The following is a 23,590-nucleotide window of genomic DNA, read 5'->3' as shown; positions in this document are numbered from 1 at the left end:
AGCCTCGGGTTACAAGGTGGGAAGGGGGAGGGCGGAGGCGGCGGTGAGGGCTCCGCTGGCGATCAGGTTGGCGGCGGCGATCAGATCGGGGGCGAGGTAGCGGTCATCGCCCAAGGTGGCGACGTCTTGGCGCAGGCGCGCGACGACAGCTTGCAGGGGGGGCGAGGTTTGCAGGGGGGCGCGGAAATCGACGCCTTGGGCGGCGCAGATGGCTTCCACGCCGAGGATGACGTTGAGGTTTTGCACCATTTTACCAAGGCGGACGGCGCCGTGGGCGGCCATGCTGACATGGTCTTCCTGGTTGGCCGAGGTGGGGGTGCTGTCGGTCACGCAAGGCATGGCGATGTGTTTGTTTTCGGACATGAGGGCTGCGGTGGTGACTTCGGCGATCATCAGGCCAGAGTTCAGGCCGGGGCGTGGGGTCAGGAACGGCGGCAGGTTGAACGACAGCACCGGGTCTACCATCAGCGCGACGCGGCGTTGGGCGATGGCACCGATTTCAGCCAGCGCGAGGGCGATCATATCGGCGGCGAAGCCCACCGGTTCGGCGTGGAAATTGCCGCCGGAGACGATCAGGCCAGCTTCGGTCAACACGAGGGGGTTGTCGGTGGCGGCGTTGGCTTCGATCTCCAGCGTGGTGGCGGCTTGGCGCAGCACATCCATCGCGGCCCCGGTGACTTGGGGCTGGCAGCGGATGCAGTAGGGGTCTTGCACGCGGGCGTCGCCCTCGATGTGGCTTTCGCGGATTTCGGAACCGGAGAGCAAAGCGCGCATGAAGGCGGCGGCTTCGATCTGGCCTGCGTGGCCGCGAAGCGAGTGGATTTCGGGTTGCAGCGGCGCGGTGGAGCCCATGATGGCGTCGGTGGACAGCGCCGACGTGACCAGCGCAGATTGCGCGGCGTTCCAGCCGTCGAACAGGCCTGCCAGCGCAAAGGCGGTGGAGAATTGCGTGCCGTTGATGAAGGCGAGGCCTTCTTTCGGGCCGAGTTGCAGGGGTTTCAGGCCAGCGGCGGCGAGAGCTTTGGCTCCGGGGAGAATCTGGCCTTGGTATTCGGCTTCGCCCTCGCCGATGATCACGGCGGTCATATGGGCGAGCGGGGCAAGATCGCCGGAGGCACCGACAGAGCCTTGGGCGGGAATTTGCGGGGTGACGCCACGGGCCAGCATGGATTCGAGGAGTTCAATGAATTCCCAACGGATGCCGGAGGCTCCGCGACCAAAGCTGAGCAGTTTCAAGACCATCAGCAGGCGGGCGTGGCGGCGGGGGATGGCCTCGCCCACGCCGCAGCAATGCGACAGGATCAGGTTGCGTTGCAGGGTGGCGGTATCTTCGGGGGCGATGCGCATGCTGGCGAGTTTGCCGAAACCGGTGTTGACGCCGTAAACCGGAACGTCACCGGCAGCGGCGGCTTTGATCGCTGCGGCGGCGCATTCGATGCCGGGTTTCGCGGCGCGGCTCAAGGTGACGGGCAGTTCCTCGCGATAGATGCGGACCAGTTGTTCGAGGGTGGTTTGGCCGGGGATGAGGGTCAGTGCGGTCAAAGCGCGCCTCCGATGATGCGTTGATGAAGGGGGTTGAAGCCGATGCGATAGGCGAGTTCGGCGGGGTGTTGGGCGTTCCAGATGGCGAGGTCGGCGGTTTGGCCGGGGGCTAGGGTGCCGTGGGTGGGCAAGTTCAGGGCGAGGGCGGCGTTTATGGTGGCCCCCGCGAGGGCTTCGGCGGGGGTCATGCGGAATAGGGTGCAGGCCATGTTCATCGCCAAGAGCAGGGATGACATGGGGGAGGAACCGGGGTTCATGTCGGTGGCGACGGCCATCGGGACGTTGTGTTTTCTGAGCAGCGCAATGGGGGGCATTTGGGTTTCGCGCAGGGTATAGAATGCGCCGGGCAGGATCACGGCGACGGTGCCGGATTGGGCCATGGCGATGACTCCGGCTTCGTCGAGGTATTCCAGATGGTCGGCGGAGAGGGCGTTGAAGCGGGCAGCGAGGGCTGCGCCGCCGAGGTTGGAGAGTTGCTCGGCGTGGAGTTTGACCGGGATGTTCAGTTGGGCAGCGATTGTGAACAGGCGTTCGATCTGGGCGGGGGAAAACGCGATGCCTTCACAGAAGCCGTCTACGGCATCGACCAAGCCTTCGGCATGGGCGGCGTGCAGGGCAGGGATGGCGACCTCGTCGATATAGGCATCGGCGCGGTCTTTGTATTCGGGCGGGATGGCGTGGGCGGCGAGGTAGCTGGTTTTCACCGTGATCTGGCGCAGGGTGGCGATTTCGCGGGCGGCGCGGAGCATGCGCAGTTCGGTGTCTTGGTTCAGGCCGTAGCCAGATTTGATCTCGATCACCGCGACGCCCTCGGCGATCATTGCGTCGACGAATGGGAGGGCTTGGGCCACCAGATCGGCTTGGCTGGCGGTGCGGGTGGCTTTGACGGTGGAAATGATGCCGCCGCCGGCGCGCGCGACTTCTTGGTAAGTCGCGCCTTGCAGGCGCATCTCGAACTCGGTGGCGCGGTTGCCGCCGTGGACGACATGGGTGTGACAGTCGATCAGGGCCGGGGTGATCAGGCGTCCGCCCATGTCTGCTTGCGGCAGGGCGGCGTGTGCGGCGGGCAGGTCGGTGCGGAGGCCGATCCATGCGATTCGGCCTTTGGACAGCACCAAAGCCGCGTCTGGGATCAGGCCGTAGGGGTCTGATTTTCCCAGCATCGTGGCGGCTTGCAGACCAACTAAGGTGATCGGGGAAGGATGCACGGGATGCCTCGTCAATAGCTATTGCCTGAAGGATGTTTATGCGAGTATGTTTATTATGTCTACACATAAGGAGTCGCCCTCGTGATTTTTGCAACCCGCGCTTTGCTGCCCCAAGGTTGGGCTGAGAATGTCAGGATCACTGTGGCGGATGGCCATATCAGCGCCATCACCGTTGGCGCCAAGGCGCAGGCGGGCGATGTGCTGGTGTCGGCGCTGCTGCCTGCGCTGGCGAACCTGCACAGCCACGCGTTTCAGCGCGCGATGGCGGGGATGACCGAGCATCGCATCGCCGGGCGCGACAGTTTCTGGACCTGGCGTGATCTGATGTATCGGTTTTTGGACCGTTTGACGCCCGAACAGATGCAGGCGATTGCGGCGCTGGTGTTTATGGAGATGCAGGAGGCGGGCTATGCCTCGGTCGGAGAGTTCCACTATGTGCATCATCAGCCCGGTGGGGCGGTTTATGCGGATATTGCCGAGCTGTCGGGGCGGATTTTTGCGGCGGCGGATTTGACCGGGATCGGGCTGACGCATCTGCCGGTGCTGTATACCTATGGCGGGGCGGGCGAGCAGGCGCTGACGGCGGGGCAGTTGCGGTTTGGCAATGATGTGGATCGGTTTGCGCGGTTGGTTGAGGCGGCGCGGGTTTCGGCGCGGGCTTTGCCCAGTGACACGCGGGTGGGGATTGCACCGCATTCGTTGCGGGCGACCAATCCGGGGGATTTGCTGCGGGCTTTGCCGATTGCGGCGGGGGGGCCGGTGCATATTCATGTGGCGGAGCAACCGAAAGAGGTCACGGATATTTCGGCTTGGTTGGGGGCGCGTCCGGTGGAGTGGTTGCTGGCGCATACGCCGATTGGCGCGGATTGGTGTGCTATCCATGCGACGCATATGACGGCGGAGGAGACGATTGGTTTGGCGCGATCCGGCGCTGTGGCGGGGCTTTGCCCGATCACAGAGGCGAATTTGGGCGATGGGCCGTTTAATGGGCCGGGGTGGCTGGCGGCTGGGGGGGCGTTTGGGATTGGCTCGGACAGCAATGTGCGGATTTCCTTGACGGAAGAACTGCGGACTTTGGAGTATAGCCAGCGGCTGCGGGACATTGCGCGCAATGTGATGGTTTTGGGCGAAGGATCCGTTGGGGCGGCGGTTTATCTGGGCGCTGCCAAGGGCGGGGCGCAGGCTTTGGGGCGCAAATCCGGGGCGATTGCGGTGGGGATGCTGGCCGATGTGGTGGCGATTGATCTGAGCCATCCGGCGCTGTGTGCGTTGCGCAATGATCAGATTTTGGATGGGTTGGCGTTTGCAGCCTCGGATGCGGTGGTGACTGACCTGTGGTCGGCGGGGCGGCATCAGGTGCGCGGCGGGCGGCATGTGCAGCGCGATCAGATTGTTGCGGGCTGGCGCAAAGCTGTGCAGGGGCTGGTGGACGCGCTATAGGGCGCTGAGGAGGCCAGCATGCCAGATATTACAAGGACCGGGACTGCCAAGACCGAGACCACAACCTTCCGCGAGGTGATGGCCGAGATCGTGCAGCGCATCACCGAAGGGCCTTGGGGGCCGGGCACTTTGCTGCCCGGTGAGGTCGAACTGGCCGAAGCATTCGGCTGTTCACGCACCACGATGAACCGGGCGTTGCGCGAAGTGTCAGAGCTGGGGTTTCTGGATCGCAAGCGTAAGGCGGGAACGCGGGTGCGGATGGCACCGATTAGGCAGGCGCGGTTTGAGATGCCGGTGGTACGGGCTGAGATTGAGAAAACCGGAGCGGTTTATGGCTATCAACTGGTCAGCAGCGCGGTGGTTGTGGCCCCGGAGTGGCTGCGGCTTCGGATGGGGCTGAAGGCGCGCGCCCACGTGGTCCATCTGCTGTGTTTGCACTTTGCCGATGGGGTGGCGTTTCAGCTGGAGGATCGCTGGATCAACGCCGGGGCTTTGCCGCAGGCTTTGCAGCAGGATTTCACGGAGTCGGGGCCAAACGAATGGCTGGTCGCCACCGTGCCGTTTTCGGAAGTAGAGATCAGCTTTCTGGCGCAGGCGGCGGATGCGGGGATGGTGGCGCATCTGGATCACGCCTTGGGCGATCCGGTGTTTTGTGTCGAGCGTGCAACATGGTGGCAAAACGCCGCCGTGACGCTGGTGACGCTGGCGCATCGGCGCGGCTACCGGATGACGACGCGGTATTAAGGCGGCATTGGTGCAATGTATTCCCAGCTGGGAAAGACTTGTATGTAGCGCAAGGTTTTCGCCGATTTTCTACTATATATGGTAGAAAATCCGGCGAAATCGGCTTTAGGCATTCACATCAATCACGCAGCGGCCCTTGATCTGGCCTGCCAGAATTTCGACGCCAAGGCGCGGCAGATCGGCGAGGGTCGCCATCGTCACCATCGCATCAAGCTTATCCAGCGGCAGATCGGTGGCGATGCGTGCCCAAGCAGTTTGGCGGTTGGCGTAGGGTTGCAGCACGGAATCAATGCCCAGTAGATTGACGCCGCGCAAAAGGAACGGGATCACGCTGGCAGGCAGTTGCGATCCGCCCGCCAAACCCACCGCCGCAATCGACGCGCCGTATTTCAACTGGCCCAGCACACGGGCAAGCATCGCACCGCCGACGGCATCAATGCAACCGGACCAGATTTCAGTTTCCAACGGGCGCTTGACGACCTCATTGATTTGATCGCGTGGGATGATTTGGGCAGCACCCAAGGCCCGCAGATAGGCTTCCGTTTCGGGCCGCCCGGTCACGGCGGCCACCTCATATCCCAGATGCGCAAGGATGGTGACGGCGACCGAGCCGACACCGCCCGCCGCGCCCGTCACCAGCACGGGCCCCTGCCCCGGTTTAAGCCCGTGGGTTTCCAAAGCCATCACCGCCAGCATCGCGGTCAGGCCCGCCGTGCCGACAGCCATTGCCGCCCGCGTGGTCAGGCCCTGCGGCAAGGGCACCAGCCAATCGGCTTTGACGCGGGCTTTTTGGGCGTAGCCGCCCCAATGGGATTCGCCCACCCGCCAGCCGGTCAGCACCACTTTATCGCCGGGTTTGTAGCGGGGATCTTCCGACACCTCGACCGTGCCTGCAAAATCAATCCCCGGTACATGTGGGTAACTGCGCACCATGCCACCGCCTGCATCCATGCACAGGCCGTCTTTGTAGTTCACCGTGGAATACTCGACAGCCACCAGAACCTCGCTGCGCGGCAGGTCGGCCAAAGTCAGGTCTTTCACGGCGGCATGGGTCGCGCCTGCGGCGTCTTTTTCGATAACCAGTGCTTTGAACGTCATCTGCGGTCCTTTGCTATGGCCAATCCGGCCTTGCGGGGATGCGACACCAGGACGGCGCTGGCGTCAAGCCGCGTTGGGCGCGCCCAGCGGCATTGCGGCCGAGTAGTTTTCCCGCATGAAGGTCAGGAAGTTGTCGCGGTATTGCCGGGTGTGGGCTGCGGCCAAGGCATCGGCGCGGTTGATGTCACGGGCGCGGATGGCTTCCAGCATTTCGACATGCTCGTCGGTCAACAGATAGCCGTCATGAGTGCGCTCAATGTATTGAAAATGCAGATGTAACATGCGGCGACCTTGGTCGAGCAGGCGTTCGTAAAAGGCGGTCAGATAGGGGTTTTTGCCTGCCTCGGCCACGGCCATGTGGAACAGTTTATTGCCCTCGGACATGGCCAGATGATCGCCCGTCTTCACCGCTGCGACAAATTCCTTTTGCCGCTGGGCGATGGCTTGCAGATCGGCGTCGGTGCGCAATTCAGCCGCCAAACGCGTGTTCATCCGTTGCGCAATGTCCAGCGCTTCGATGTATTTCGGAAAGCTGGTCACATCAATCGGCGCGACGATGGTGGAGCGGTTGGCCAGCATCACCACCAGATCTTCGCCCGCCAGCCGGATCAGGGCTTCGCGCACCGGCGAGCGTGACATGGCAAAGCGTTCGGCCAGCGAGGTTTCATCCAGCAGCGCACCGGGCCGCAGCGCCAGCGACAGGATTTCATCGCGGATCGTCTCATAGGCGAATTTCGCGCCGGTGCCCTTGGCGCGTTTGATCTCGATTTCATCCATTGGGGCAGCCTTCGGTGGTTTGTTGAGCGATAGCGTTTCAGGGGCTTGGTGTCGACACAGATTATTTTTGATTTGACGTGTCGGCACGCTGTCGCCATGAATTGGGCCAGCGCCGCGCATCGATTGCGGTCTCGATTCGTTTGCAAAGGATGTCTTATGCTGAAACTTTCTGGCGTCATGCCCGCCTTGGTCACGCCGTTTGATGCGGTGGGGCAGATCGACTTTGTCGCGTTCAAAACCCATCTTGAGGGGTTGCGCGCGGCGGGGGTGACGGGTTGGGTGCCGTGCGGGTCGTCGGGCGAATATAACCTGATGTCGGATGCGGAACGTGAGGAGGTGCTGGCGTTTGTGAAGGCGTTTGCGCGGCCAGAAGAGACGTTGATTGCAGGCACCAATGCACCGCATACTGCGGGGGTGATCGCCAACACCAAGCGCGCCAAAGCATTGGGCTATGACACAGTTTTGCTGGCGACGCCGTTTTACACCAAGCCGACGCAGGCCGAGTTGATCAAGCATTTCAATGCCGTTTTGGATGCGGTGGATGTGAATATCGTGCTGTATTCTTATCCCGACAAGGATGGGGTGGAGTTGGGCTGGGAGGTTTTGGACGCTTTGGCCGACCATCCGCGGGTGATCGGGATCAAGGAAAGCTCGGGCTCGTTGCAGCGCGCGATTGGCATTGCGACGCGGTATGAGGGGCGGATTCAGCTGGTGTCAGGGTCGGACGATATTGCGTTGGATTTCATGTTCTGGGGCGCGGATTCATGGATTTGCGGGCCTGCGAATTGCATGGCGCAGGCGGTGTGTGATCTGGACCGCACTTATCGCTCGGGCGATTTGATCAAGGCCAAGGCCCAGATGGCGACGCTGTATACCGCGATGAACATTCTTGAGTCGGGTAAGTTTGTGCAGAAGCTGAAATACGGCTGCGCATTGCAGGGGGTTCCGGTTGGGGAATGTCGGATGCCGCTTGGCCCGCTGACGCCCGAAGAAAAGGCGGATTTCGCGGCCGCGATGCAGCCGATTATCAACTGGAAATAGGCCATGGTCACGGTTGTCATTGGCGCAGGCATCATCGGCACCGCGATTGCGTATGATCTGCAAAAGCGCGGTCGGTCGGTGGTTTTGCTGGACCGCGACGCGCCGGGCAAGGGCGCGTCTTTTGGCAATATGGCCTCGATTGCGGTGACCGAGTTTATGCCCGCCTCGCGCCCCTCGGTCTGGCGGCAAATACCGGGGTGGATGCTGGACCCGGAAGGCCCGGTGCGGGTGCGGCCCAGCTATATGCCCCGCTTGGTGCCGTGGTTCTTGCGGTTCATTGCGGCGTCTCGGCCTGCCAAGTTGCGGGCGTTAGAGGCGCAGGGGGCAGCTTTGTGTGGGCGGGCGCTGGCGGATACGCTGGATTTGCTGCGCGAGACCGAGCTTGAGGATCAGATCAGCGAACAGGGGTGTTTGTCGCTGTACACCGATGCGGCAGAGTTCAAAGCCGACCGCGAACATATCGAAATTCTTGAACGATTTGGCTTTGCGCACGAGGTGATCGACGGTGCTGCCGCGCGGGCGTTGGAGCCTGCTTTGTCGGACAAGATCGGCATGGCGGTGCGGTTTCCCGACAACCGCTCGATGAAAGATCCGTATAAGCTGGTGCTGGCCTTGGCGGAGCGATTTGTCGCTTTGGGCGGGCACAATGAGCGGGGCGACGTGGTGGGGTTTGCGCGCAGTGACCAGATTACAGCGGTCAAGCTGGCGGATGGGCGCGAGATTGCGGCGGATGAGGTGGTGATCTGTGCGGGGGCGTTCTCGAGCAGGCTATCGAAGTTGCTGGACGAGCCTATCCCGCTGGAAACCGAGCGCGGCTATCACACGCAGATCATGGCGCCGGGCATCACGATGCAGCACTCGATCATCTGGCCTGCGCGGGCGTTCATGGTGACGCCGACGGCGGGCGGTATTCGGGTGGGCGGCACGGTGGAAATGGCGGGCTTGGATGCGCCGCCGGATTACAGACGCGCGAAAGTGACGGTGCGACGGGCGCAAACGGCGCTGCCGGGACTGGCCTGCGCGGAGTTTACCGAGTGGATGGGGCATCGCCCTGCCCTGCCCGATACGGTGCCGATTATATCCGTCTCGGCCAAGGTGCGCGGTGTGTTTTACGCGGTGGGGCATGGCCATCTGGGGCTGACTTATGCCGCGACCACGGCGCGGCTGATGGGCGATCTGATCACTGGGGGGCGGCCAGAGATTGACCTGCACCCCTATCGCATTAACCGCTTTTGAAAGGCTGAACATGCAGTTTGAACACACGCTTGATCTGCTGCTGGTCCATGCGCAGGGTGAAATCGGCAAGGTGATCGTCGGCGGCGCGCCTGAGATTCCGGGGGCGACGATCTTAGATAAGATGAACTATATCAACACGGTAGATGATAGTTTGCGTCGCTTTGTGACGTTCGAGCCGCGCGCGGGCGTCGCGATGAGCACCAATCTGCTGCTGCCGCCAACGCGCCCGGATGCCGATGCGGCGTTCATCGTGCTGCAACCGGACCGGGCGCATCCGATGTCAGGCAGCAACTGCATTTGCGTGGTGACGGCTTTGCTGGAAAGCGGGCGGGTGGCGATGGTGGAGCCCGAGACGGTGGTGCGGCTGGATACGGCGGCGGGGCTGATCGTGGCGCGAGCGCGGTGTGAGAATGGGCGCTGTGTGTCGGTGAGTTTGGACAATGTTCCGGCCTTTGTGCTGGCCTTGGATGCCGAGGTGAAGACCACCGATTTCGGCGTGATCCGCGCCGATATCGCCTTTGGCGGGGTGTTTTATGCGTTGGTTGACGCCGATCAGGTTGGGCTTGCGATTGTGCCGGACAATGCCCGCGCGCTGGCCGAGGCGGGGATTGCGATCAAGGCGGATTTGCAGGGCCAGATTGCGGTCAGCCACCCGGATATTCCGGGCTTGGATGATGTGGCCTATGTGATGTTTCGTTCGAAGGAAGCTGATGGGACGATCCGCACCTGCACCACTTTGAAACCGGGGCGGGTGGATCGCTCGCCTTGTGGCACCGGGTCTTCGGCGAATTTGGCGGTGATGTTCGCGCGCAGTGAGGTGGTAGTGGGCGATGTGCGGGTCTCCCGCTCGATCATCGGCGGGACGTTTACGGCGGAAGCGATTGGTGAGGCGGTGGTGGGCAACCGTCGCGCCGTGCTGCCGCGCATCACCGGGCAGGGCTGGGTTTATGGACGCGAGCAGTTGCGGATGAGTGCGGATGATCCTTTTGCGCGCGGTTTCGCGCTGTCGGATACTTGGGGCTCGCAAGTGGGGGCGCTATGACGTTGGCGGGGCAGAGTCTGGCGGGGCGCAATGTGCTGGTGACGGGCGCGACCGGGGCGATTGGGCAGGCGATTTGCGCGGCCTTGGTCGCGGAGGGGGCGCGGGTGGTGATCCACTACGGGCGCAATCATGCCGCCGCCAAGGCACTGCTGGCGCAGATCGGCGGCGCGGGTTGGTGCGTGGGGGCAGATTTGGCGGAGCCGGAAGCGGCAACCGCGCTTTGGGATCAGGCGCAGGCTTTGGCGGGGCGGTTGCATGGCTTGGTGAACAATGCTGGCATCCGGTCTGAAGTGGCGGTCGATGCGCCGTTGGATCACTGGCAGGCGGTGTGGGAGCGCGAGTTTCGGGTGAATTTCTTTGCTGCCGTTGATCTGACAAAAGCGGCGATCCCGCACTTTCGGGCGCAGGGCAGCGGGCGCATTGTGAATATGGCCAGCCGGGCCGGGCAGCGCGGCTATGCCGCTAACGCGATGGCTTATGGGGCGAGCAAAGCCGCGCTGATCAACCTGACGAAATCGGTGGCGCAAAGTTATGGGGCCGAGGCGATCACGGCGGTGGCGATTGCGCCGGGCTGGGTGCGAACGGATATGGCGGAAGCGTTTATCGCCCAGCATGGCGAGGCGGCGGCTTTAAGCGGCATCCCGATTGGCGCGATGGCAGAGGCGGCGGAGATTGGCGCGTTGGTGGCTTTTGTGCTGCGGCCGTCGCAGGCGTCATTGAACGGGGCGGTGCTGGATGTGAACGGCGGCAGTTATTTGCGCTAGGGGGACGGGATGCGGTTTCAAGACAAAGTGGTGGTGGTGACGGGGGCGGCCGGCGGCATTGGCTCGGCGATTTGCCAGCGGTTTGCGTCTGAACGGGCGTTGGTGGTGGTGACGGATGTGAATGCCGAAGGGGCCGAGAAAACCGCTGCTGACATCCGGGGCGCTGGCGGTCGCGCGCGCAGCTTTGCGGCGGATATTGGCACGGTTGAGGGGTGTCGCGCAGTGATTGCCGATGTGATGGCGGTTGAGGCGCGGATTGATGTGTTGTGCAACAATGCCGGGGTAAATCGACGCGGCAACCTGCTGTCGCTGACGGCGGAGGATTGGAATATTTCCTTTGCCATCAACATCGACGCGATGTTTCATCTGTGCCAAGCCGCCTTGCCGCATATGATCGCGGCAGGGGGTGGGGCGATTGTGAACACCGCTTCACAATGGGGTTTGCACCCCGCGCCAAACCACATCGCCTATAACGTCACCAAAGCGGCGGTGGCAAGTTTCACCCAGAACCTTGCGCGGGACTATGCAGCGCAGAAAGTACGCGTCAATGCGGTCTGCCCCGGTGAAATTCACACGCCGATGCTGGAGGCGGGGGTGAAACGCGCGGGTCGCACGATTGCCGATCTGGACCGGATGGTGCCTTATGGCCGGATTGGACGGCCAGAGGAAGTCGCGGCCTTGGTGGCGTTTCTGGCCTCGGATGAGGCGGCGTTCATGTGCGGGTCTTTGGTGGAAATCACCGGGGCGCAGGCGGTCGCTTAGGGCTTACGGGGGAATGATGCGGTTAGGGTTTATTGGCACCGGCACGATCACTGCGCATATGGTGCGGGGGCTGAAGGCCTCGGCGCTGGCGGAGTGGCCGATTGTGCTGTCTTCGCGCAATGAGGCGGTGGCGGCGGAACTGGCTTTGTTGCCGCGGGTGACGGTGGCCGCAAGCAATCAGGCGGTGGTCGATGCGTGCGATTTGCTGATCCTTGCCGTGCGTCCGCAGGTGGCCGAGGCGGTGATCCGGCCTTTGGCTATCCCGCCCACGCGCCCGGTGGTCAGCCTGATCGCGGGGCTGCATATCGCGACCTTGGCCGATTGGACCGGGGCGCAGGATATCTGCCGCGCGATCCCTTTGCCGTTTGTGGAACGGCATCAGGGGGTGACCCCGGTGTTCCCGCCACAGCCCGCCGCGATGCAGATTTTCGCGGCTTTGGGCACGGCTTTGCCGGTACATGACCTAGCGGCCTATGATGCCTATGCGGCGGGAAGTGCCTTGATGGGCAGCTATTTTGGTTTGCTGGAGAAGGCCTGCGCCTGGATGGTGGCGCAGGGGCTTTCCGAGGCGGATGCGGCGCGGTATTTGCGCGGATTGTTTGGCAGTTTGGGCGATGTGTTGCGCGAAAAGCCCGCCGCGTTGGCGCAGTTGCGGGAAGATCATTCAACCAAGGGCGGGTTAAACGAAATGATTTTTCAACGCTTCGTGCAAGGTGGCGGCGGGGCGGCGATGGAGGCCGCTTTGACGGCAGCCTTCAACCGCGTGCAGGGTTGGGCGTAAATCCTTCAAGCGTAGATATAGCCGCCCGAGACGATGATGTTCTCGCCGGTCATATAGGTGTTGCGCGGACCGCCTGCCATCAGCACCCATTCAGCCATTTCGCGTGGCTCTCCGCCACGCCCCAGCGGACTGGCTTTGGCAAGCTCGGCTAAGAAACCCGACTCGCGGGCTTTTTCGGTGGCCATACCTGCGGGAGCGACGGAGTTGACGAGGATGCCATCGGGGGCAACCTCTTGCGCCATGCTTTTGGTCAAGGACACCACCGCCGCTTTGGTCGCCGCATAATGGGCGTTTTGCGGGTGGGCTTTGAAGGCATCGACCGAGGTGATGTTGACGATGCGGCCGCGGATATGGCCGATCTGGTCTTGGCGCTTCATCTGGCGGATGGCGGCGACCATCATGTGATAGGTGCCTTTGACGTTGATGGCGTTTGAGGCATCCCAATCGGCATCGCTGATTTCCAGGATCGGTTTGCGCGGATAGATCGCGGCAGAGTTGATCAGGGTATCGACACGGCCCAAACTGGCGGCGACTTGGGCGAAGGCAGCGTGGGCGGCATCGGAGGTGCGGATGTCGCAGGCAGCGAAGGCGTGGGGGATGCCAGCGGCGCGGGCGGGGGCCAAGGCGGCTTCGGCGGCGCTGGCGTTCAGGTCGATGATGCCCAAGGCGGAAGCCCCCTCGGCCACCGCCATTTCGGCCAGCAGCGCGCCCAAGCCTGCGCCGCCGCCGATGATTACAACCGATAAACCCTTCATCTTAAGCCTCTTTCTTTGGGGTGCCTGTGGCGACCCCTTGATAGGTGGGAAGAATATCAAACCGCGCGACATCGACGGATTGCGGCAGGGCGAGCACCGCCAGCAGCATCGCGGCCACGTCTTCGGGCTGTACGGCGGCGTTGCCTGCGTACATCGCCGCACGGGCCTCGGCCGGAAGCAGGGCGTTGTAAAGGCTGGTTTCCACCCGCCCCGCGACGATTTCGGTGACGCGGACGTTGTGCGGGGCCATGTCGAGCCGCAGGGCTTGGGCGAAGCCGCCGATGGCCGCTTTGGTGGCGCAATAGACCGCCAGATTGGCGAAGGGGGCGTGGCCTGCGGTCGATCCGGTGAAGAAGATATGGCCGTGGCCGCGCGCGCGCATTCCGGGGGCTATGGCGCGGGTCAGGGCGAGAGGCGCGCGCAAGTTGGTGTTGATCGCTTGATCCATGTCGGCGGGGTCGGCGTCGCAGAAATTGCCCAAGGGCGGCATTAGGCCTGCGTTATTGACCAGAATATCGGGGGTAAGGTCGGCCAGGGTGGCAAGGCCCGCCGGGTCGGTCAGATCAAGCTGCCGGGTTTGCAGGCCCAGTGCGGACAGTTCGGCCAAGGCCTGCGCGTTGCGGCCCAAAGCCACGACTTCATGGCCTGCGGTGTGCAAGGCTATGGCGATTGCGCGGCCTATGCCGCTGGTCGCGCCTGTGACGAGGGCTTGTGCCATGTCGGCTCCTTAAACAACGGGCATGGCCCAATTTTCGTGCGCCACCCAATCACAAAACGCGGCAATGGATTTGACGCGGCGGTGGGCTTTCGGCAGCACCAGATAGAAGCCGGGGATCTGGGCTTGGGGCATCTCGGCCATGATGTTGAGGCCAAAGGGGGCGACCAGTTTACCCGAGGCGAGGTCTTCTTCGGCGTCGATGGTGGACAGCAGGCCGACGCCCAGCCCCGCCAAAGTCGCGCGGCGCATGGTGGCGGCGTCTTGGAAGCGCAAGGCGCTGTCTTGCGGGGCACCTGAGACGTTCAGATGGGCGAGAACCGGGGTCCAGAGGTCGGCGAGGACAGAGTGCAGCAGGGGAAGGTTGCGCAGATCATTGGGGGTATGGAGTTTGGCGGCAAGGGCGGGGGTGCAGCAGATCACCTTGATGTCTCGTAGTAGAAGTGTCTGCTCGTGATTGCTCCAAGCGCCGAAGCCCCATTGGATCGCCACGTCGACATCATCGGCGATGAAATCGGGCAGTTCGACCATGGTGGTCAAGCGCAGGTCGGCCCCCGGCATGATGGCGCGAAAGTTTGACAGGCGATCCAGCAGAAAGCGGGTGGCAAAATACGGGCTGGCGTTCAGATTGATGCGGTTGCGCTGGCCCAATTTGGTGACGCGACGGATGCCTTCGGCAAATTCATCGAAACCTGCTTGGATGTAATGGGCGAGCAGGATGGCTTGCTCGGTTGGCTCGATGGCGCGGCCTTGGCGGGTGAACAATTCCAGCGCGAGCGTGTCCTCCAACAGTTTGATTTGCTGGCTGACGGCTTGCGGGGTGACGGTCAGCTCATCCGCCGCACCGCGAAAGCTGCGGTGGCGCATCACGGTTTGAAACACCCGCAGCGCGTTCAGGGGGGGAAGGCGCGGCGGGCGGTTCATTTGTTTAAATGATCGCTTTTTCGAGGAAGGGGCGGTTCTCAACAATGCGCTCAAAGCCGACTTCGGACATATCCAGCGTGCGGTAGCCGCCGTAGATGATCAGTTCGGACACAGCACGGCCTGCGGCAGGGCCTTGTTGCAACCCGTGGCCCGAGAAGCCGTTGGCGAAGACAAAGTTGCGCACGTCTGGGTGGCGACCGACGATCAGGTTATGATCGAGGGTGTTGAAATCGTAGTGACCCGCCCATTGATTGACGACTTTAATCGCCTCAAACCCCTGCGCGCGGTTGGCCAGCGCGGGCCAGATGATGTCTTCGAATTCCTCATAACGCGGTTCGAAATCGTCCCAATCGACGGCGGGATCTTCGATGGGGACGGCTCCGGTCAAAAAGAAGCGGCCTTCGGGGCGGCAGAATACGCCGGAGGGGTCGATCATCAGCGGCAGGCGGCCTTGGTTGACGGTGGCGCTGCCTTCGGGGGTTTTGGCGCAATCGAACACGAACAGGGTGCGTTTGCGGGGTTCTACGGGCACGTCGAGGCCAGCCATGCGGGCTGTGAGGGCGGCGCGGGGGCCAGAGGCGTTTACCACCGTGCCCGCCTGAAGAGTGGCACCGGATTTGAGGGTGACAGAGGTTATCGTATCGCCCGTGCGGCCAATGGCTGTGACCTCATCGGAGATGACTTCGGCCCCCAAGGCGCGGGCTTTGTTGCGAAACCCGGACATAATGCCAGTGTTGTTGAACCAGCCTTCACCGGATTGGCCGTAGGACGCGAGGCGGATGTCTTCGACATTCAGATGCGGAAAGGCTGTCGCCAGTTGGTTTTGATCCCACAGCACGGTATCAGCCCCGCAGGCGCGCTGCACCTCGTGGCTTTCGCGCAGGATTTGTTCCTGCTCAGAGGTGCCTGCAAGATACAGGTAGCCGCCCGAGTGGAAATTCAGGTCGGGCTTGTCATCGCCGACCTGCATGGTTTCGGGGAAATCTTTGATGAATTGATAGCCGAACTGGCTGATCTTGACGTTGATCGCGTTGGAAAACTGGGTGCGGATCGAGGCTGCCGACAGCGAGGTCGAGGCTTTGGCATAGGTCGGGTCACGCTCCACCACCAACACCGATCCATCGAAATCGGGGTTCGCCATCAGGAAATACGCGACGGCAGAGCCGATTACTGCGCCGCCCACAATCACCACATCATACTGCGTCTTCATTTCGTATCCTCGTCGGGGTGTCCCAGATCTACAAACCAGCCGCCCAAATGCCGCACCGCAGGCGCTTTTGGGTCGGGCGGATCGCTGCGCGCTTCTACGCCTGCGCGGAAGGGCTCGGAAGTGTCTTTTGCCTGATAGCCAAGGTGGGCTGCAAGGCGGTTGTCGACGGGTTTGACGGTGTTATCCGACATCCCAAAACTGACGGTGAAACCTATGCGCGGGGCGGTCAGGGCAGCGGTGACAAGGCGGATGCAATCGTCGAAGGACAGGTAGGACCACAGCATGCGGCGGTCTTGTGGTTCGGGGAAGGAGGAAAAGATGCGCAGGGCGGCGGTTTCAATGCCGAATTTGTCCCAGTAAAGGCGGCCCAGATCTTCGACAAAGCACTTCGACAGGCCGTAAAGGCCATCCGGGCGGTGCGGTGCGTTGGCGTCGATCTGGGATTCGAGATCATGATAGCCGATGGCGTGGACAGAGGAGGCGTAGATCACGCGCTTGACGCCGGCTTTGCGCGCGCCTTCGTAGATGTGGTAGCTGCCGCGAATGTTGGCGTTCAGGATGCTATCCCAGGTGCGCTCCATCGGGATGCCGCCGAAATGCACAATCGCATCAACACCTTGGGTGAGGGATAGGATTGCGGATTCGTCCGCCAGATCGCAGATTATGGCGTCTTCGTTGGGTTGCAGGTTTTGGATTTCGGTGATGTCGGAGAGGCGCAGGCGGCGCGCCAAAGGGGCCAGACCCCGGCGCAATTCGGTGCCCAAGCGGCCCGCAGCACCCGTGATCAGGATGGAGTCAAAGCGCGGGGTCATTTCGGCTCCAGCGCCGCGACGGCTGCTTTGATGCGGGCGATGGCCTCGGTCAACACCGCGTCAGAGGTGGCGGTGGAGATGCGGAAGAAGGGTGAGAGGCCATAGGCGGTGCCGGGGACGGCGGCGACGCCACTGGTCAGCAGGTATTGGGTGACGGCGGTATCGTCGGTGAGGGTTTCGCCTTTGGCCGTGCGTTTTCCGATCAGCGCGGCGCAACCGATATAGGCGTAGAATGCGCCTTCGGGCGGGGCAAGGGTGAGGCCGGGAATGGTGGCGATGCCTGCGACGACGAGATCGCGGCGACGCTCAAATGCTGCGCGGAACTGGGCGATGCAGTCTTGCGGGCCGTTCAGGGCGGCGAGGGCGGCGGCTTGCATCGGGGCCGCGACCGAGGTGACGGATTGGCTTTGCACGGTGTTCATGGCTTTGATGAGCGGTGCGGGGCCTGCGGCATAGCCTATACGCCAGCCGGTCATCGCGTAGGCTTTCGCCACGCCGTTGACGATCAGGCTGCGGTCGCGAAGATCGGGGCAGGCTGCGCCGAAGCTTACGAAGGTGCGGCCATCGAACAGGATGTGTTCGTAGATTTCATCGGACAGGATCAGGATGTGTGGGTGTTGGGCGAGGACTGCGCCCAAGGCTTGCAATTCTGTGGCCGCGTATACCGCACCAGAAGGGTTGCCGGGCATGTTCAGAAACAGCCATTTGGTGCGGGGGGTGATCGCGGCTTGCAGCACTTCGGGCGTCAGGCGGAAACCTGTGTCAGCGGGGCAAGCGGGGGTGACTGGCACGCCGCCAAGGAGTTTGACCATCTCGGGGTAGGACACGAAATAGGGGGTCGGCAAGATGGCTTCGTCGCCGGGGTTGAGGGTGGCGAGCAGAGCGTTGAAGATGATCTGCTTGGCACCGTTGGCGACGGTGATTTCATCCTGTAAGTAGTCTAGGCCGTTCTCACGTTTGAATTTCTCGGCAATCGCAGCGCGCAGGGTGGGGGTGCCTGCGGAGGCGGTATATAGGGTTTCACCCGCTGCGGCGGCCTTGAAGGCGGCCTCAACGATGTGGGGGGGGGTTGGGAAATCCGGCTCGCCCAAGCCAAGGTCGATCACATCGACGCCCTGCGCCCGCAACGCCTTGGCGGCCATGGATACCGCCATAGAGGCCGAGGGTTTAACCGCTGCCAAGCGATCTGCAACGTAAGTCATGGTTTATTCCCTGTCACATAGCCGCGCAGAATATCCTCTGCCTGCGCATCCGCTGAACGCATTTCTGGCGCACCGTAACCGCCGCCGCCGGGAAGATGAAGGATCAACCGTCGCCCCTGCGGCACATGCTGCCAGCCTTTCGGCTTCAACCGCGTGCCATCGTCCAGCGCCACAATCCCCGCCGCCCCTGCCCCACCGCCATCGCGGCCCGCTGCCGGGTGGTGGACGCGATCAAACATCGCCGAGAAGTCGAATTCGTACCCCGGCGCGGGTTCGATTTCGATGATCTGGCCGAGGCCGCCGCGATACTGGCCATCGCCGCCCGAGTCGGGCCGCAGTTCCTTGCGCCAGACCACGATGGGGCCGGTATGCTCGGTCGCCTCAATCGGCATCGTCATCACGCCGGAGGGGAAAGCGGTGGCCGACAACCCGTCGCGCGTGGGACGTGCGCCCATGCCGCCCGAGTTGAACATCAGGATTTCGGCGCGCTTGCCTGTGGTGCCAGTGACAGGGCGCACCGACATGTGAATGTTCCACAGGGCCGCAGCGCCTTCGGCCAGCACCTGCCCCGGCAGGGCTTTGGCCAAAGCGCCCAGCACCAGATCGGGCACCAGATGGCCGATGACATGCCGCACCGCGACAGGCGCAGGGCGCGGGGCGTTCAGGATGTTTTCCGGCGACGAGATGGTGAACAGGGCCAGCGAGGCCCAGTTGTTCGGGATATCCGGCGCAATCACACATTTCAGCGCGTAGCAGGCATAGGCTTTGGTGTAGATGATCGGCACGTTGATGCCATAGCGGCTGGCGGGGTCAGAGCCTGCGAAATCGACGTTGACCTGATCGCCGTTGATTGCCACTTGGGCTGCCAATTTGACGGGGGTGTCGTAGCCATCGGTCAGCAGCGTGTTCGTCCAAGCGCCCTGCGGCAGCGCGCGGATGCGCTGCAACGTCGCGGCATAAGTGCGGGTGAAGATAAACTCGGCTAAAGCATCGAGCGCGGTCAGGCCGATTTCCTGCATCATCGCGATCAGGCGGCGGTGGCCGACATCGTTGCAGCCGGCGAGCGAGTAGAAATCACCGACCACCTGATTGGCCTCGCGCACATTGGCGCGGATCAGGCGGATCAGGTCGGCATTGACCACGCCGCGATCGGCGAATTTCATGATCGGGATCTGGATGCCTTCCTCATAGACCGATTTGGCATCGGCACCAAATCCACGGCCACCAACATCGACGACATGGGCGGTACAGGCGAAGAAGCCGACCAGATCATCGCCCAGGAACGAGGGCGAAACCATCGTGATATCATGCAGATGCCCGGTGCCCTTCCACGGGTCATTGGTCACATAGGTATCGCCCGCGAACATGTTTTCGCGACCAATTTCGGCGATGAAATGCAGCACCGCCTCGGCCATGGTGTTGACATGGCCGGGGGTTCCCGTCACCGCCTGCGCCAGCATCCGGCCCTGTGGGTCGAAGACTCCGGCGGACAGATCGCCGGCCTCGCGGACAGAGGTGGAAAACGCGGTGCGCAGCAGGGTCAGCGCCTGTTCTTCCACCACCGAAATCAGGCGGTTCCACATCACTTGCATGCGAATATCGCGGGTTGGATCAGTCATGCTGTGGCCCCCTTGCGGATCAGCAGCAGGCTGCCGTCGGATTGCATCACCACATCGAACGGGGTGGTGACGACGGTGGAGGTTTCGCGTTCGACGATTATCGCGGGGCCCTGGACGCGCGCGCCGGGGGTTAGGTCGCTGCGGGTTATGATCGCGGTAGCTACGAACACACCCCGAGACGGGTCGAACACCGGGCGTGAGAGCTTGTGCTGGGCCTGCGCCCCGCCCAAGGAAAGCGCGATTTGGACGGGTTTGGCGCGCTGATCTTGCGACTTGACCGACCATGTGACGATTTCAATTTCCAGCCCGTCGAGGCCTGCGATCGCGCGGCCAAAAAACCGGGCGTAGTTTTCGCAGAAATTGCTGCGCAGCATTTCGGCGTCGGCATCGGTGAAATTACGGTCCGGCAGGGTGACGGGAATTTCCCAGCCCTGCCCGACATAGCGCATGAAGGCGGTGACTTCGCTGTGGATCGGGGCGCTGGTGCCTGCGCGCACAAAGCCTGTCGCGGTGGCTTTCAAGCCTGCGATCAGGGCGTTCACTGCCGCCGCGTTGAACGCCGACAGGGCGAGGATGTTCGAGGCCAAAGCCTCGTAGCCAAACGGCGCTTTCAGGAAACCGATGGCCGAGCCGACACCCGCGCCAACCGGGATCAGACAGCGTTCAATGCCCAATTTTTCGCACAGACGGGCCGCGTGCAGGGGGGCTGCCCCGCCAAAAGCGATCATCACGTTGTCGGAGATGTTCTTGCCGTTTTCCACGGCGTGAACACGGGCAGCATTGGCCATATTCTCATCGACCACTTCGCAGATCCCGAAGGCGGCGGCTTCCGCCGCAAGACCCAGCTTGTCGCCCACATTGCGCAAAATCGCTGTCTGTGCGGCTTCGGTGGAAAGCCTGATCGCGCCGCCTGCGAAGTTTTCGGCATCCAGCTTGCCCAGCACCAGATCGGCATCGGTGATCGCCGGACGGCTGCCGCCGCGCTGGTAGCAGGCAGGCCCCGGCTCTGACCCCGCCGATTCCGGGCCGGTCTGAATGCGCCCCGTCGCATCGACCCAAGCCAGAGATCCGCCGCCCGCGCCGATTTCAATCATCTCGATCACCGGAATGGAAATCGGCATACCCGAGCCTTTGGCGAAACGGGTGGTGCGCGCGACTTCAAAGCTGCGGGCGGTTTTGGGGGCGTAGTCTTCGATCAGACAAATCTTTGCCGTGGTGCCGCCCATGTCATAGCTGACGACCTTTTGCAGGCCAAACTTTTGCGCCACGTCGGCGGCGAAAATCGCACCGCCCGCAGGCCCGCTTTCCACCAAACGCACCGGGAATTCTGCAGCGGTTTCCACAGAAATCAAACCACCGCCCGAGTGGATCATGAACACCGGGCAGGTCGCACCCAAGGTTTTTAGGCGGGCTTGCAGGCGGGTCAGATAATCCGCCATTTGCGGGCGGACATAAGCATTGGCGCAGACGGTGTTGAACCGTTCAAACTCGCGCATCTGTGGCGAAACTTCGCTGGAAATGCTGATCGGAACACTGGTTTTCGCAGCGATGATTTCGCGCGCGCGCTGTTCGTGCACAGGGTTCATGTAGGAATGGATGAAGCCAATCGCCACAGCGCCAAAGCCCTGCGCTGTGATCTGATCGGCGAGCGTCTCAAGCGCCGCCTCATCCAACGCGGCAAGTTCCTGACCCTGCGCGCCGATGCGGCCCTTGATGGCAAACCGATCCTCGCGCGGGATCAAGGGCTTGGGCAGGACCATGTTCAGATCATACTGCGCAAAGCGGTTTTCCGTGCGCATTTCAATGACATCCCGAAAGCCTTCGGTGGTCACAAACGCCGTCTTTGCGCCCCGGCGTTCGATCAACGCATTGGTCGCCAAAGTGGTGCCGTGGATGACGATATCCAGATCGGCAAGGGTGATTTCAGCCTCGGCCAGCACCACGTCGATGCCGTCTAAAATCGCCTGCTCGGGGGCGGCGTAGGTGGTCAGCAGCTTGGTCGAGAACATCCGCCCGCCACAGTCCAGCGCGATATCGGTGAAAGTGCCGCCGATATCGGCGCCCAAGCGAATGGGCGCGTTCATGCCTGCGCCGCCTGCGCTGCGGCGCGCAGTTGCGACAGGGTTTGGTGCGGCGTGATGGCTTCGGGCGAAACGTTCAGATCCAGCACGGCACCGGTGCCCGAGGCCAAAGCCCGGGCGAAGGCGGCGGCAAAATCTTCGGTGCGCTCCACCCGTTCGGCGTGAAAACCATAGGCGCGCGCGAGGGCGGAAAAGTCGGGGTTCAGCATCGTCGTCCCCGACACCCGCGCCGGATAATGGCGTTCCTGATGCGCGCGAATGGTGCCGTAAATGCCGTTGTTTATGATCAGAATGATCGGCTGAGCGCCTGCTTGCATCGCGGTGGCGAGTTCCTGACAGTTCATCTGGAAATCGCCATCTCCGGCAAAGCAGACCACGCGGCGGGCAGGGTATGCCACCCTGGCGGCAATCGCGGCGGGCACACCGTAACCCATCGCACCCGATTGTGGCGCGAGCAGACGGGCATTTTTTCCGAATTTGAAAAATTTATTCGGCCAGACGGTAAAATTGCCCGCCCCGTTGGTCAGGATCACATCTTCCGGCAAAATGTCGCGCAGATGGGCGGTGACTGCGGCCATATCCACCGGGGAAGGCTGGGCGGGGGTGGTGAAGCTGGCGTCATAGGCGGTGCGGGCTTTGCTGCGCCAATCCGCCCATGCGCCTTGCACCGAAGTCAGGGCGCGGGCGAAGGCGTTGGGGCCGGAGTGGATGCCCAAGATCGGTTGATAAATCTTGCCAATCTCGCGATCCGAGCCATGCACATGGATCAAATGCTGCACGGGGTTCGGGACGGAAAGCAGCGTATAGCCGTCGGTTGTCATTTCACCAAACCGGACGTTGATCGCAAGGATCACATCGGCGTTGCGGATCAGGGCTTTGGCATGGGGCAGCATCCCGACGCCAGCCTCGCCTGTAAAGACGGGCGAGAAGTTGTCGAACTGGTCTTGGAAGCGAAACGCCGCCAGCACGGGAATGTCGGAGGATTCGGCGAAATGCTGCAAGGCGGTGCGGCCTGTATCCGTCCAGTTGGTGCCGCCCATCAGGATCAACGGGCGCGAGGCTGCGGCCAGAAGGGCCAGCGTTTCGGCAACGGTTTCGGGCGCGGGTGCGGGTTCTGCAACACGCGCGGGAGCGGTCAGCGCCGGGGTATCGGTCAGGCTTGTCAACATATCCTCTGGCAGCGCGATCACCACCGGGCCGGGGCGGCCTGTGGTGGCCGTCACCCAAGCCCGCGCCAGAATTTCCGGGATACGCTCAACCCGATCAATCTCGACCGCCCATTTCGCCATCGTGCCGAATACCGCGCGGTAGTCGAGTTCCTGAAACGCCTCGCGCCCCTTCATATCGGTGCCGACTTGGCCGACAAACAGGATCATCGGCGATGAATCCTGCATCGCGGTGTGCACGCCGATCGACGCATTGGTCGCCCCCGGCCCACGTGTGACCATGCAAATGCCGGGGATTCCAGTCAGCTTGCCGTAGGCCGAGGCCATGAACGCCGCACCGCCTTCGTTGCGGCACAGGATGAAATCAAGCTGGCCTGGGGTGTCGTGCAGGGCGTCCAGAACCGCGAGATAGCTTTCGCCGGGCACGCCAAAGGCCTTGGATGCGCCCAAGGCCACCAAAGAGGAAACCAGTATCTGCCCGCCGTTTTGCATCGCCCGCCCCTTCATCACTTGCGGGCATCCTGCGCTGGCGCGGGGCAAAGGGAAATCAAGAAGTGTAAGCGATGGGCAAGTTTTACTTGTCTATATGCCGACGTGGCGATGCGAAGCCGCCGGATCAAAACGATGGTAGACTGCAAGAAAGTCTTAACAAAGACTTAAAACGTCCACCC

General features: G+C 62.5%; 21 protein-coding genes. 8 read left to right on the top strand and 13 right to left on the bottom strand.

The genetic code is table 11. The annotated features are described in order from the left end of the window. Positions 1 to 9: 9 nt before the first annotated feature. Both hutH and hutI read right to left on the bottom strand, forming a co-directional pair. The gene (hutH, locus tag Q7V03_RS10345; RefSeq protein ID WP_304925516.1) at positions 10 to 1,542 is read right to left on the bottom strand and encodes a histidine ammonia-lyase; all 1,533 of its coding nucleotides are present in this window, start codon (positions 1,540 to 1,542) and stop codon (positions 10 to 12) included. Further along, positions 1,539 to 2,705: an imidazolonepropionase gene (hutI, locus tag Q7V03_RS10340; protein WP_304925564.1), complete on the bottom strand. Its 1,167-nt coding sequence runs from the start codon at positions 2,703 to 2,705 to the stop codon at positions 1,539 to 1,541. Before hutI ends, hutH begins: the two co-directional genes overlap by 4 nt. Positions 2,706 to 2,831: 126 nt before the next feature. On the opposite strand from hutI, the gene Q7V03_RS10335 reads away from it, so the two are divergent. Then, on the top strand, positions 2,832 to 4,190 hold the full coding sequence (locus Q7V03_RS10335; RefSeq protein WP_304925515.1) for a formimidoylglutamate deiminase: 1,359 nt from the start codon (positions 2,832 to 2,834) through the stop codon (positions 4,188 to 4,190). A gap of 18 nt (positions 4,191 to 4,208) precedes the next feature. Continuing rightward, positions 4,209 to 4,934 (top strand): UTRA domain-containing protein, encoded by a 726-nt coding sequence (locus Q7V03_RS10330; RefSeq protein WP_304925514.1) that lies wholly within the window; start codon positions 4,209 to 4,211, stop codon positions 4,932 to 4,934. Between the two features lie 105 nt (positions 4,935 to 5,039). Here Q7V03_RS10330 and Q7V03_RS10325 read toward each other — a convergent pair whose 3' ends face one another. Then, positions 5,040 to 6,032 carry an MDR family oxidoreductase gene (locus Q7V03_RS10325; RefSeq protein WP_304925513.1) on the bottom strand — a complete coding sequence of 331 codons (993 nt, stop codon included), beginning with the start codon at positions 6,030 to 6,032 and terminating at the stop codon, positions 5,040 to 5,042. 63 nt (positions 6,033 to 6,095) lie between these two features. Further along, complete coding sequence (locus Q7V03_RS10320; RefSeq protein ID WP_304925512.1) at positions 6,096 to 6,809, bottom strand: GntR family transcriptional regulator; 714 nt, start codon at positions 6,807 to 6,809, stop codon at positions 6,096 to 6,098. A 156-nt stretch (positions 6,810 to 6,965) separates the two neighbouring features. On the opposite strand from Q7V03_RS10320, the gene Q7V03_RS10315 reads away from it, so the two are divergent. The 6 genes from Q7V03_RS10315 to Q7V03_RS10290 are packed head-to-tail and all read left to right on the top strand — an operon-like array spanning position 6,966 to position 12,435. After that, complete coding sequence (locus Q7V03_RS10315) at positions 6,966 to 7,850, top strand: dihydrodipicolinate synthase family protein (RefSeq protein ID WP_304925511.1); 885 nt, start codon at positions 6,966 to 6,968, stop codon at positions 7,848 to 7,850. Positions 7,851 to 7,853: 3 nt separating this feature from the next. After that, positions 7,854 to 9,086 (top strand): FAD-binding oxidoreductase, encoded by a 1,233-nt coding sequence (locus Q7V03_RS10310; RefSeq protein WP_304925510.1) that lies wholly within the window; start codon positions 7,854 to 7,856, stop codon positions 9,084 to 9,086. 10 nt (positions 9,087 to 9,096) lie between these two features. Beyond that, positions 9,097 to 10,128, top strand: coding sequence for a proline racemase family protein (locus Q7V03_RS10305; RefSeq protein WP_304925509.1), 1,032 nt, complete (start codon positions 9,097 to 9,099; stop codon positions 10,126 to 10,128). Then, positions 10,125 to 10,892, top strand: coding sequence for an SDR family NAD(P)-dependent oxidoreductase (locus Q7V03_RS10300; RefSeq protein WP_304925508.1), 768 nt, complete (start codon positions 10,125 to 10,127; stop codon positions 10,890 to 10,892). The genes Q7V03_RS10305 and Q7V03_RS10300 overlap by 4 nt, the downstream gene beginning before the upstream one ends. 9 nt (positions 10,893 to 10,901) lie before the next feature. Beyond that, the gene (locus Q7V03_RS10295; RefSeq protein WP_304925507.1) at positions 10,902 to 11,654 is read left to right on the top strand and encodes an SDR family NAD(P)-dependent oxidoreductase; all 753 of its coding nucleotides are present in this window, start codon (positions 10,902 to 10,904) and stop codon (positions 11,652 to 11,654) included. 16 nt (positions 11,655 to 11,670) lie between these two features. After that, positions 11,671 to 12,435, top strand: coding sequence for a pyrroline-5-carboxylate reductase (locus Q7V03_RS10290; RefSeq protein ID WP_304925506.1), 765 nt, complete (start codon positions 11,671 to 11,673; stop codon positions 12,433 to 12,435). A 5-nt stretch (positions 12,436 to 12,440) separates the two neighbouring features. Here the strand turns inward: Q7V03_RS10290 and Q7V03_RS10285 are convergent, their stop codons facing one another. Genes Q7V03_RS10285 through Q7V03_RS10245 form a run of 9 tightly spaced genes read right to left on the bottom strand, consistent with a single transcriptional unit; the run spans position 12,441 to position 23,426 of the window. Then, positions 12,441 to 13,190 (bottom strand): SDR family NAD(P)-dependent oxidoreductase, encoded by a 750-nt coding sequence (locus Q7V03_RS10285; protein ID WP_304925505.1) that lies wholly within the window; start codon positions 13,188 to 13,190, stop codon positions 12,441 to 12,443. 1 nt (position 13,191) lies between these two features. Continuing rightward, positions 13,192 to 13,908 (bottom strand): SDR family oxidoreductase, encoded by a 717-nt coding sequence (locus tag Q7V03_RS10280; protein ID WP_304925504.1) that lies wholly within the window; start codon positions 13,906 to 13,908, stop codon positions 13,192 to 13,194. 9 nt (positions 13,909 to 13,917) lie between these two features. Then, entirely contained in the window at positions 13,918 to 14,829 is a 912-nt protein-coding gene (locus tag Q7V03_RS10275; protein WP_304925503.1) for a LysR substrate-binding domain-containing protein, read from the bottom strand. Between the two features lie 4 nt (positions 14,830 to 14,833). Further along, positions 14,834 to 16,039, bottom strand: a complete 1,206-nt coding sequence (locus tag Q7V03_RS10270) for an FAD-binding oxidoreductase (RefSeq protein ID WP_304925502.1) — start codon at positions 16,037 to 16,039, stop codon at positions 14,834 to 14,836. Next, positions 16,036 to 16,851 (bottom strand): NAD(P)-dependent oxidoreductase, encoded by an 816-nt coding sequence (locus tag Q7V03_RS10265; RefSeq protein WP_304925501.1) that lies wholly within the window; start codon positions 16,849 to 16,851, stop codon positions 16,036 to 16,038. Before Q7V03_RS10265 ends, Q7V03_RS10270 begins: the two co-directional genes overlap by 4 nt. Next, a complete protein-coding gene (locus Q7V03_RS10260; protein WP_304925500.1) occupies positions 16,848 to 18,053 on the bottom strand; it encodes a pyridoxal phosphate-dependent aminotransferase in 1,206 nt (401 codons plus the stop codon). The genes Q7V03_RS10265 and Q7V03_RS10260 overlap by 4 nt, the downstream gene beginning before the upstream one ends. Next, positions 18,050 to 19,672 (bottom strand): hydantoinase B/oxoprolinase family protein, encoded by a 1,623-nt coding sequence (locus tag Q7V03_RS10255; RefSeq protein ID WP_304925499.1) that lies wholly within the window; start codon positions 19,670 to 19,672, stop codon positions 18,050 to 18,052. Before Q7V03_RS10255 ends, Q7V03_RS10260 begins: the two co-directional genes overlap by 4 nt. After that, on the bottom strand, positions 19,669 to 21,756 hold the full coding sequence (locus Q7V03_RS10250) for a hydantoinase/oxoprolinase family protein (protein ID WP_304925498.1): 2,088 nt from the start codon (positions 21,754 to 21,756) through the stop codon (positions 19,669 to 19,671). Before Q7V03_RS10250 ends, Q7V03_RS10255 begins: the two co-directional genes overlap by 4 nt. Further along, positions 21,753 to 23,426, bottom strand: coding sequence for a thiamine pyrophosphate-dependent enzyme (locus Q7V03_RS10245; RefSeq protein WP_304925563.1), 1,674 nt, complete (start codon positions 23,424 to 23,426; stop codon positions 21,753 to 21,755). The genes Q7V03_RS10250 and Q7V03_RS10245 overlap by 4 nt, the downstream gene beginning before the upstream one ends. Positions 23,427 to 23,590 lie beyond the last annotated feature (164 nt).

This window comes from Cypionkella sp. (genome assembly GCF_030652235.1).
In the GTDB taxonomy this organism is placed as follows: domain Bacteria; phylum Pseudomonadota; class Alphaproteobacteria; order Rhodobacterales; family Rhodobacteraceae; genus Cypionkella.
The sequence above is the reverse complement of the archived record's forward strand: the minus strand, read 5'-3'. Positions and strand labels throughout refer to the sequence as shown.